This window comes from Sedimentibacter sp., from assembly GCF_032080165.1.
Taxonomy (GTDB): domain Bacteria; phylum Bacillota; class Clostridia; order Tissierellales; family Sedimentibacteraceae; genus Sedimentibacter.
This window is the reverse complement of the sequence record NZ_DAMASY010000020.1, coordinates 1-10,701: the sequence shown is the minus strand read 5'-3', so window position 1 is coordinate 10,701 and position 10,701 is coordinate 1. Positions and strand designations below refer to the sequence as shown.

9 protein-coding genes are annotated in these 10,701 nt (G+C 34.1%); all 9 read left to right on the top strand.

Translation table 11 applies throughout. From position 1 onward, the window contains the following. Positions 1–79 precede the first annotated feature (79 nt). The 9 genes from RT412_RS16940 (at position 80) to larA (ending at position 10,574) form a co-directional block, all read left to right on the top strand. Positions 80–1,114, top strand: coding sequence for a zinc-binding dehydrogenase (locus tag RT412_RS16940; RefSeq protein WP_313347090.1), 1,035 nt, complete (start codon positions 80–82; stop codon positions 1,112–1,114). Between the two features lie 105 nt (positions 1,115–1,219). After that, complete coding sequence (locus tag RT412_RS16935; RefSeq protein ID WP_313347093.1) at positions 1,220–2,143, top strand: thiamine pyrophosphate-dependent dehydrogenase E1 component subunit alpha; 924 nt, start codon at positions 1,220–1,222, stop codon at positions 2,141–2,143. Between the two features lie 21 nt (positions 2,144–2,164). Next, positions 2,165–3,145 carry an alpha-ketoacid dehydrogenase subunit beta gene (locus RT412_RS16930; protein WP_313347087.1) on the top strand — a complete coding sequence of 327 codons (981 nt, stop codon included), beginning with the start codon at positions 2,165–2,167 and terminating at the stop codon, positions 3,143–3,145. A gap of 15 nt (positions 3,146–3,160) precedes the next feature. Beyond that, positions 3,161–4,486 (top strand): 2-oxo acid dehydrogenase subunit E2, encoded by a 1,326-nt coding sequence (locus RT412_RS16925; protein ID WP_313347085.1) that lies wholly within the window; start codon positions 3,161–3,163, stop codon positions 4,484–4,486. A 31-nt stretch (positions 4,487–4,517) separates the two neighbouring features. Then, positions 4,518–5,906 (top strand): dihydrolipoyl dehydrogenase, encoded by a 1,389-nt coding sequence (gene lpdA / locus RT412_RS16920; RefSeq protein ID WP_313347083.1) that lies wholly within the window; start codon positions 4,518–4,520, stop codon positions 5,904–5,906. A gap of 25 nt (positions 5,907–5,931) precedes the next feature. Beyond that, the gene (locus tag RT412_RS16915) at positions 5,932–7,107 is read left to right on the top strand and encodes a malic enzyme-like NAD(P)-binding protein (RefSeq protein ID WP_313347080.1); all 1,176 of its coding nucleotides are present in this window, start codon (positions 5,932–5,934) and stop codon (positions 7,105–7,107) included. Between the two features lie 81 nt (positions 7,108–7,188). Continuing rightward, positions 7,189–7,413, top strand: coding sequence for a MoaD/ThiS family protein (locus tag RT412_RS16910; RefSeq protein WP_313347077.1), 225 nt, complete (start codon positions 7,189–7,191; stop codon positions 7,411–7,413). A gap of 25 nt (positions 7,414–7,438) precedes the next feature. Next, positions 7,439–9,307, top strand: a complete 1,869-nt coding sequence (locus tag RT412_RS16905) for an aldehyde ferredoxin oxidoreductase family protein (protein WP_313347074.1) — start codon at positions 7,439–7,441, stop codon at positions 9,305–9,307. Positions 9,308–9,323: 16 nt separating this feature from the next. Beyond that, positions 9,324–10,574, top strand: a complete 1,251-nt coding sequence (gene larA / locus RT412_RS16900; protein WP_313347071.1) for a nickel-dependent lactate racemase — start codon at positions 9,324–9,326, stop codon at positions 10,572–10,574. The last annotated feature ends 127 nt before the right edge of the window (positions 10,575–10,701 follow it).

Genomic DNA, 10,701 nt, shown 5'->3' with positions numbered 1-10,701 from the left:
TTCCCTGAAATTTCTCTGACTTTACCAAGGTTGTACGGAAAATAGATTAGTTTTTAAAACAAGTTTAAGGAGTGCTTAAATGAAAGCTGTTGTAAAGGTTAAACGCGGAAAAAACAATATAGAAATTTATGAAGTAGAAAAACCTCTATGCCAGGATAATGAGGTGTTAATTAATATTAAAGCTATAGGTGTATGTGGTACGGATTATCACATTTATACCGATGAGTATGATACTGTACCTCCTCTAATCATTGGTCATGAATTTAGTGGAGTAATTGCCGAAGTAGGTAAAAATGTCAAGGGTTTTAATGTTGGAGAGCGGGTAATAAGTGAATTAAGCGTTCAAAGTTGCGGTGTTTGCAGGTATTGCAAAACAGGAAATCCGCAGATTTGCTTAGATAAAAAAGCACCGGGGACACATATTAATGGTGTTTATACCGAATATATCAATATGCCTGCCGCACTTGTTCATAAAATATCTGATAACATATCTTTTGAAGAAGCTGCTGTAATTGAACCGGCAGCTATAGTTGCCCATAGTTTATTACAAAGAACTAAAATAGAGCCTGAAGATTTTGTAGTAGTTATCGGTCCGGGGCCTATAGGATTATTAGCTATACAAATGGCAAAGATCCAAGGTGCAAGAAAAGTTGCAATAGTTGGAACAGATACAGATAAAAATTCACGATTAAAGATAGCCGAGGGTTTAGGATGCGATTATATAATCAATGCCTCTGTGGAAAATCCTGTTGATATAATTTATGAGCTGACTGAAGGACTCGGCGCAGATGTTGTTGTAGAGTGCTCAGGTTCTATGCCAGGTATTAATTCAGGAATTAATATGCTTAGAAAGCAAGGAAGAATGTGTGTAATTGGAATACCCGGTCCTGAAAAAATACATATTGAATGGAAGAAGGCTGTGATAAAGGCTCTGAATATAGTATGTACATTCAGCTCTTCACCTCTTAGTTGGAATTGGGTCATATCAATGCTTGACAGGAAAGCATTAAATTTAGACAGCATTATAAGTCACAAAGAGCCTTTAGAAAGATATGAATATATTTTTGAAGAAATTTCAAAAGGTAATGTTATTAAAGCTGTACTTTTGCCTTAAAATTTTATATAATATTTAAATTAGTATTGTAGTATACTAAACCATAATTTAACATAAGGAGTGTAGAAATTGGAAAAAGAAAGGTTAATATGGATTTATAGAAAGATGCACGAAATAAGAAAATTTGAAGAAAGAGCGTTGCAGTTATTTGAAAAGGATCAATTAAGAGGTTCAGTTCATTTGTACATAGGCGAGGAAGCAATTGCAGCAACGGTATGTTCACTTCTGAGGGACTCTGATTATATAACAAGTACTCATAGAGGTCACGGGCATTGTATAGCGAAAGGTGCGGAACTTGCTCCTGCTTTAGCGGAACTCATGGGCAAATCTACCGGTTATTGTCAAGGAAGAGGTGGTTCTATGCATATAGCAGATGTAACGAAAGGAAATCTTGGAGCAAATGCTATAGTCGGAGCAGGTGTCCCAATAGCTACAGGTGGTGCATTAGCTGCAAAATTAAGGGGATCTGATCAGGTATCGGTTACATTTTTCGGCGACGGAGCATCTAATGAAGGTGTAGTACACGAAGCTATGAATTTAGCATCAGTATGGAAACTTCCCGTTATATTTATATGTGAAAATAACGAATTTGGAATTTCAACACCGGTTAAGCAAAGTACGTCGGTTAAGGATATAAGTGTACGAAGTATTGCGTATGATATGCCAGGCTATACAGTTGACGGAAATGATATATTTGCTATAGATGAAGTTATTAGCAAGGCTATTGAAAGAGCAAAGGATGGGCAAGGTCCGACTTTTATAGAATGCAAGACGTACAGATGGCTGGGTCATTGGACAGGTGATCCGCAAATTTATAGAACTAAAGAAGAAGTTGCGGCATGGAAAGAAAAATGTCCTATAAAAAGATTAGAAAATTATTTATTAGAAAATAAAATTTCTACTGAAGAAGAGTTAAGGGAGATTGAAATGGATGTTTTAGTTGCAGTGGACGAAGCAGAGAAATTTGCATTAGAGAGTCCTGAACCAGATCCCTCTAAAGCCTTGGAATATGTATATTTTGAGAATTAATTTTGAAAGGAAGTATTTGATATGAGTAGGAAAACATATGCTATTGCTATTAAAGATGTCTTAGCTGAGGAAATGAGACGCGATGATAGAATTTTTATAATGGGTGAAGATATAGCTGAACAGGGTGGTATCTTTGGGTGTACTAGAGGACTACTGGAAGAGTTTGGTGAATCAAGAGTAAGAAATACACCTATATCTGAAGCAGGATTTATGGGTGCAGGAGTTGGGGCCTCCTTAGCAGGAATGAAACCCGTAGTGGAGTTAATGTATATGGATTTTTCTTTGGTAGCTGCCGATCAAATTTTAAATCAAGCAGCAAAGATTAGATATATGTATGGCGGAAAAGCTACTTTGCCTTTAGTAATAAGAGGGCAACAAGGAATCGGCAGGGGAAATGCTGCAACTCACTCACAAAGTACAGAAGCAATTTTTATGCATATTCCCGGGCTTAAGGTTGTAATGCCTTCAACTCCGGCTGATGCTGCAGGGTTATTGAGAACAGCTCTTCGTGATAATAATCCAATTATGTTTTTTGAACATAAGTTATTATATAGTGTTAAAGGTGAAGTTCCGGATGATCCTGATTTTATGATTCCATTTGGAAAAGCAAATATAGCGAAAGAAGGTAATGATGTAACTATTATTGCAACTTCTCAATATGTTGGAAAAGCTTTAACAGTAGCAAATAAACTTGAATCTGAAGGTATAAGTGCAGAAGTTATTGATCCCAGAACTTTGGTACCATTTGATACAGAAACTGTGGTAAACTCTGTTAAGAAGACAGGAAGAGCAATTGTAGTTCACGAGGCTCATAAAAACGCAGGACCCGGAGCAGAAATTGCATCTTTAATTATGGAAGAAGCCTTTAAATATTTAGATGCGCCTGTTTTGAGATTAGGTGCGAAAGCTTGTCCGCTGCCATTTAATTTAGGTCTGGAAAATGCGGTGGTTCCACAAGATGAAGATATAGAAAAAGCAGTTAAATCTGTACTTTACAAATAGGGTAGGTGATTTAAAGTGGCAACAAAAGTTATAATGCCAAAACAAGGTCTATTAATGACTGAAGGATATATAACTAAATGGTTAATTTCTGAAGGCGAAAAAGTAGAAGAGAATCAACCGTTATTCGAAATGGAAACAGATAAATTATCAATAACAATTGAATCTCCCGTATCAGGCACATTATTAAAAATAATAAGAGGAGAAGATGAAACTGTTCCTATTACTGAAATAATTGCTGTCATAGGACAAGAAGGAGAAGATTTTTCTCACTTACTGACAGGAGACAGTCCGGCAGAAACAAAAATTGATGAGGTCAAAGCTGAAGCTGAATGTGCGGTAGTTGAATCTAATAATATGAGCAATGAAAAAACAGATAGAGTATTTATAACTCCAAGAGCTAAAATGAGAGCAGTTGATAAAAATATCAATTACAATGATATTATTGGAAGTGGTCCGGATGGACTTATTATAGAAAAAGATATTTTATCTTGTGAAAAAGGATTAGTACAAAATAGAAATAAAGTTACACCTGTTGCTGAAAAAATGATAAAAGAAAACAACATTAATGCAAACGAAGTAGTTGGAACAGGCATTAGCGGCAGGGTAATTAAGCAGGATGTATTAAATATTATAAAAAATGAACCAAGCAACCTAAATAATACAGAGACACAAGAAAAGATTGTACCATTTAAAGGTATGAGAAAAGTAATATCAGATAGGATGATGGAAAGTCTTCACAATATGGCTCAAGCAAATCACAGAATGAAGGTTGATATGACTGAAGCTATTAAATTAAGAAAGAATCTTAAGGAATCAGAAATTAATATTTCATACAATGATATTTTAATTAAAATAGTTTCTAAAGCATTACTTGAATTTCCATATATGAATTCTTCTCTGACAGGTGAGGGTATACTTTTAAAGGATTATGTTAATATGGGATTAGCCGTTTCTGTTTCTAATGGTTTAATTGTACCTAATGTAAAAAATGCTCATAAGAAATCTTTAGAAGAAATTGCTATAGAGTCAAAGGAATTGATTCAAAAAGCTTTAAATGGCAGTTTATCACAGGAGGATTATTCCGGAGGAACATTTACTTTATCAAACCTTGGAATGTATGATATTGACGAATTCACAGCAATTATTAATCCGCCGGAAAGTGGAATTCTGGGAGTAGGAAAGGTGGAAAATATTCCTGTTGTTGAGAATGATACGATTATAATTAAACCTATTATGACTTTAAGCTTAACATATGATCATAGAATAACTGATGGTGCATTAGCTGCACAATTCTTACAAAGAATAAAACAATTGCTCATGCGTCCATATTTGTTATTATAAAGATTAATAAAGACAAAGGAAGGGTGATAAAGTGCCAACAAATTTTAAATATGACATTATTATTATAGGCGGAGGTCCCGGCGGATATCCGGCAGCAATATATGCTGCTAAAAATAATGCAAAGGTAGCAATAATTGAAAAAGAAGAATTAGGCGGTACTTGTTTAAACAAGGGCTGTATCCCAACAAAAACATTTATTAAAAGTGCCGGCTTATACAATGATATAAAGTCAAGTCAACAATTTGGCATTACAGCAGAGGGTGTAAGTTTTAAATGGGATGAAATTCTTAAGAATAAAAATAAGGTTGTCAGAGGCTTAACAAACGGTGTACAAACATTATTGAAAAGTAACGGAATTGATATCTATAAAGGTAAAGGCACACTTATTGATAACAACACAGTTAAAATAGAAGGAAACAATAATGAAATAATTACAGGTGCCAATATAGTAATTGCTACAGGCTCAAAACCAGTAACCATTCCTGTAAAGGGATCAGATTTAGGCGGTGTTATTACTAGTGATGAAGCACTGGATTTAGAGAATTTACCAGAATCACTGGCTATAATAGGCGGTGGAGTTATAGGAGTTGAACTAGGCTATGTGTTCAGAACATTTGGAGTAGATGTAACTATAATAGAGATGTTGCCTGAAATATTGCCAAGACAAGATGTCGATGCTATAAAGGTTGTAAAAGATTCACTACAAAAAATCGGCATAAAAATACTAACAGAAACAAAATTGTCAGGTATAGAAAAGGCCGGTGAAATGTTGAAGGTCAATTTTGATACAAAAAATGGACAGGATAGTATAATTGTAGAAAATGTTTTAATTTCAGCTGGAAGAAAATCAGAAATTGATGTTATTAATGGACTATCAATAGTTACTGACAAACAAGGTATTGTTGTGGATGAATATATGAGAACAAACATATCTAACATTTATGCTATAGGTGATGTTACCGGAAAAGTAATGCTGGCTCATGTAGCAACACACCAAGCATTAGTAGCAGTTAAAAATATATTAGGTAAAGAAATTAAAATGAATTATAATGTAATACCTTCATGTATTTACACAAATCCGGAACTTGCATCAGTAGGCTTAACAGAGGAAGAGGCCAGAATTAATTATGAATCTATTAAAGTAGGATTATTCCCCTTTGCTGCTAGTGGAAAGGCTAAAACCATTGGTGCAACAGATGGTTTTGTGAAAATAATATGTGACGAAAAGTATAATGAAATAATAGGCGTTCATATAGTTGGTGCTCATGCTACAGAGCTGATTGCAGAGGCTTGTCTCGCAATAAAGATGGAATGTACTGCTGAAGAAATAGCAGATACAATACATGCACATCCAACATTAGCAGAAGCTGTGATGGAAGCTTCGGAGGCAGTTACGGGATTTGCAATTCATAATTTGTAAACAACAAAGAAAGGAATTATATGTAATGAACATTAAAAAAGAAGCTTTAAAGCTTCATGAACAATGGAAGGGTAAAATCGAAGTTAGCAGTAAAGTACCTGTTAGTAGTACTTATGACTTATCTGTAGCATATACACCTGGAGTTGCCGAACCATGCAGAAAGATTCATGATAATAAGGATGATGTATATAAGTACACTTCTAAAGGAAATATGGTAGCAATAGTAACTGATGGAAGTGCTGTACTTGGACTAGGAGATATAGGACCGGAAGCAGGACTTCCTGTAATGGAAGGAAAAGCCGTATTGTTTAAACAATTCGCCGGAGTTGACGCTTTTCCATTATGTGTTGCTTCAAAGAATGTAGAAGATATAGTTCAAGCTGTTAAAATGATAGAGCCTTCATTTGGAGGAATAAATCTTGAAGATATTTCATCACCCAGATGTGGTGAAATAGAAAGAAGATTAAAGCAAGAGTTAAACATTCCAGTATTTCATGACGACCAACACGGTACGGCAGTTGTAGTTATTGCAGCACTTATCAATGCATTAAAAATAGTTAATAAGGAATGGAAAGACATTAATGTAGTAGTTAGTGGTGCCGGTGCGGCCGGATCGGCTATTATAAATATGCTGTTATCAGTTGGAGTTGAAAAGATTATTGCATGCAATAGTAAAGGAATAATCAATTCTGAAGAAGAAAATAGTAATTGGGTACATCAAGAAATTGCATATAAAACAAATAAAGAAAATAGAAAAGGCGATATTGCTGATGCTATGAAAGGCGCAGATGTTTTTATAGGCGTTTCAGCTAAAGGAATTGTTTCTGAAGAAATGGTTAAATCAATGGCGGAGAATCCTATAGTATTAGCTATGGCTAATCCAGAACCTGAAATTATGCCAGAACTTGCATTAAGTGCCGGAGCTAGAATTGTAGGAACAGGTAGATCTGATTTCCCAAATCAAATTAACAATGTTCTAGCTTTCCCAGGCATATTTAGAGGAGCACTAGATGCAAGGGCATATGATATTAATGAGGAAATGAAAATAGCAGCTGCAAATGCTATTGCTAGTTTGGTAAATGAACAGGAACTAAATGAAGAATATATCATTGTTCCTCCTTTTGATAGCAGGGTTGGAGAAGTTGTATCAAAAGCAGTATTTAATGCTGCAGTAGAATCAGGAGTATCAAGGATTAACTAAATGGATGGAAAGCGTTGATCATTAAGCATATTTTTAATATTGGCGCTTTCTCTATAAATTAATTTTTAGAAAGATAAAATTATGATAATAAAAATAAACAAGATATTTTTGTATAACAGTAATTTGAAAAATGAGATTGAGCTTGAAATTACAGGGAATAAGACAATTAATGATATAATAAATCATTTATCTATTAACAATACCGATTATGCTATGTTTTTTATTAATGACAAATTAGCAAGAAAAGATGACTTAGTTTGCAATGATGATACATTATTAATTTTACCAATTTTTGACGGTGGCTAAACAATAAATAATAGGAGTGATAATTTTGAATTTTGGATTTACAGGCAAAATACTTAAAATAAATTTGAATGATAAGAGTATCAGTGTAATTGAAACAGAAAATAAAGTAATGAGAAAGTATATGGGTGGCAAGGGTCTGATTGGATATTTCATGATGAATGAAATGGAAAAGGACACCTATAACATGAAACTTGTTAATAATTTATATATAATGACAGGAGTTATGTCCGGAATACCCCACGCAGGAACATCAAGACTGATGGTTGGAGCTATTTCTCCAATCACAGGCGGCTTTGGCATGTCGGAATCGGGAGGCTTTTTTTCTGCAGAATTAAAAAAAGCAGGATGGGATGGTATTATTCTTGAAGGACAATCAAAGGACCCTGTTTATATTTACATAAAAGATGACAATGTTGAGATAAAGGATGCTTCCCATATCTGGGGTAAAGGAATCGGTGAATCAAATCAATTAATTAAGGATGAAATCAAAGATAAAACTGTTAGAATGTCTCAAATTGGACCAGCAGGTGAAAATGAAGTTCAATATGCTTCTATAATAAATGATTTAAAGCATGCATGTGGCAGAAATGGTATGGGAGCTGTTATGGGCTCAAAAAAGGTTAAAGCTATAGCAGTCAAGGGCACAAGAGGTATTGATTTTTATAATTTAGATAATTTAAGAGGAATTAGTAAATGGTATTCATCTTATTATAAGGAAAAGCCTTTAACATATGGCTTATATTTGTATGGAACTGCAGCATCAGTTATGTCAAATCATAAAGCAGGAATGCTGCCAACAAGAAACTTCAGTGAAGGAACGTTTGAAGGCGCAGAAAAAATTTCAGGCGAAACAATGGCTGAAACTATACTTAAGAAAAGAGAAGGATGTTATTCTTGCCCAATAAGATGTAAAAGGGTGGTAGAAGTAAACAATGAGAAATTAACAGTAGATCCTAAGTTTGGCGGGCCCGAATATGAAACGATTGGTTCTATGGGCTCAATGTGTGGAATAGATAATTTAGAAATCATAGCAAAAACACATGAAATCTGTAATGATATGGGAATAGATACAATTTCAACAGGTGTTTCAATATCATTTGCTATGGAATGCTATGAAAAAGGTATTATTAATATATCTCATACAGATGGAATAGAGCTAAACTTTGGAAATGAAGATTCATTGCTATCAATGATAAATAAGATAGTGTATAAAGATGGTATTGGGCGTATATTGGCAAAAGGAGTTAAATTTGCTGCTGAAGTTTTTGGTAATGGATCAGAAGCTTTTGCAATGCATGTAAAAGGTCAGGAACTGGCAATGCACGATCCGAGAGGAAAGGTTGGCGTTGCATTAGGATATTCAGTATCACCTACTGGAGCTGACCATATGCAGGCAGGTCATGATACATTACTTACAAATACCGGAGAAAATATTAGTAATGTAAACATATTAGGCATAAGTCAACCGCTCAGTCCTATTGAGTATGGTAAAAGTAAAGCTGAAATGTACTCTATACTGGAAAAATGGTGGAGTTTTTTGAATATGGCAGGTGTGTGCGACTTTGTACCGGTTCCAAGAGGCTCATTATCAGTTGAAAAACTGCTGGAGTTGTTAAACTCAGCAACTGGTTGGGACGTATCAGTAGAAGAAGCAGTAGAAGCTGGGGAAAGAGGAATAAACTTAGCAAGACATATAAATTATAGACTTGGAGTTAACGAATTAAATGAAGAGTTACCTAAAAGATTATATGAACCTCTTACAAAAGGCAAATTGGAAGGTACAAGCATTGATAAAGAAAAATTTAATAATATGAAAAAAGAATATTATAAAATTATGGGTTGGGATTCAAATGGGCAGCCATTAAAAGAAACATTACATAAATTAGGTATATAAATATCAGGAGGTTATATTGGAGATAAAATTAAAGAAAGATAAAGAATATGTACATGCCTGTATAGACGATAAGTATAATATTAATATTTTAACTTCCAATGAAGTTGATACAGTACCTGCAGAAGATGAATTAATACAGAAAGCATTAAAATATCCAATTAATTCGGAACCACTTAATAAGATAATTGAGCCAGATGACAAGGTAGTTATTATTACAAGTGATGTAACAAGGCCTGTGAAAAGTTATGTAATATTACCACATATAATTAATGAATTAGCAGCTTGCAATGTAAAATTAGAAAACATAACTATTGTATTAGCTCTGGGTAGTCATAGAAAACATACAGAGGCTGAAAAAAAGTATTTAGTTGGAGAAGAAGTCTACCAAAAAGTAAATATCATAGATAGTGATATGAATGATTGTATAAACCTTGGTGTTTGTAAAAATGGGACTCCCGTAGATATATTTACCCCTGTGGCTAATGCTGATAGGATCATATGTATAGGAAATGTTGAGTATCATTACTTTGCAGGATATTCAGGTGGAGCAAAGGCAATTATGCCTGGAGTATCAAGCTATGCAGCTATACAAGCTAATCATTCTAATATGGTTAAAGAAGGTGCCTGCGCAGGTAACTTAGACACAAATCCAGTCAGACAAGATATTGATGAAGTAGGAAAATATATTAAAATAGATTTTATATTAAATGTACTTCAAGCATTAGATAAAACAATTATCGGAGCATATGCCGGTCATTATATAGATGCTCATAGAGCGGCCTGTAATGCATTAGATAAAATGTATAAAATTAATATAAAGGAAAAAGCAGATATAGTTATTGTATCTTCAGGGGGATATCCAAAGGACATCAATATTTATCAAGCTCAAAAGTCATTAGATAATGCCAGACATGCTGTTAAGGATGGAGGAATTATAATTCTTTGTGCATCATGTAAAGAGGGTTTTGAAAATGCCATATTCGAAGACTGGATGATGAATAAAACAAAAGAGCAGATGATTAAAGAAATAAAAGAAAACTTTAAACTTGGCGGTCATAAGGCAGCGGCTATCGCCTTGACTTTAATGAAATCAAAAATTTATATTGTAACAGATTACAACAAAGATATTATTGAACACATCGGATTTAATTATTTTGATTCTTTACAAGATGCAGTTGACAACGCTCTGAAAGAACTAAATCAAGTAGAAAATATAATAGTAATGCCTGCGGGTGGAAGCACTTTACCCAATTATATAAGCTTCTGAATATATAAATAGAGGATTAATCCAATGGGTGTTACAGGAAGTATTCTGTTACTATAGCGGTGTGCTTTGAGAGTAAGCGTCAAATACACCCAACCCAAATAACACTTCACCGGATATATAATCAAAT

Coding starts and splice junctions, on each gene's coding strand:
- RT412_RS16940 (WP_313347090.1), top strand. CDS start 80: ATGAAAGCTGTTGTAAAGGTTAAACGCGGAAAAAACAATATAGAAATT.
- RT412_RS16935 (WP_313347093.1), top strand. CDS start 1,220: ATGCACGAAATAAGAAAATTTGAAGAAAGAGCGTTGCAGTTATTTGAA.
- RT412_RS16930 (WP_313347087.1), top strand. CDS start 2,165: ATGAGTAGGAAAACATATGCTATTGCTATTAAAGATGTCTTAGCTGAG.
- RT412_RS16915 (WP_313347080.1), top strand. CDS start 5,932: ATGAACATTAAAAAAGAAGCTTTAAAGCTTCATGAACAATGGAAGGGT.
- RT412_RS16910 (WP_313347077.1), top strand. CDS start 7,189: ATGATAATAAAAATAAACAAGATATTTTTGTATAACAGTAATTTGAAA.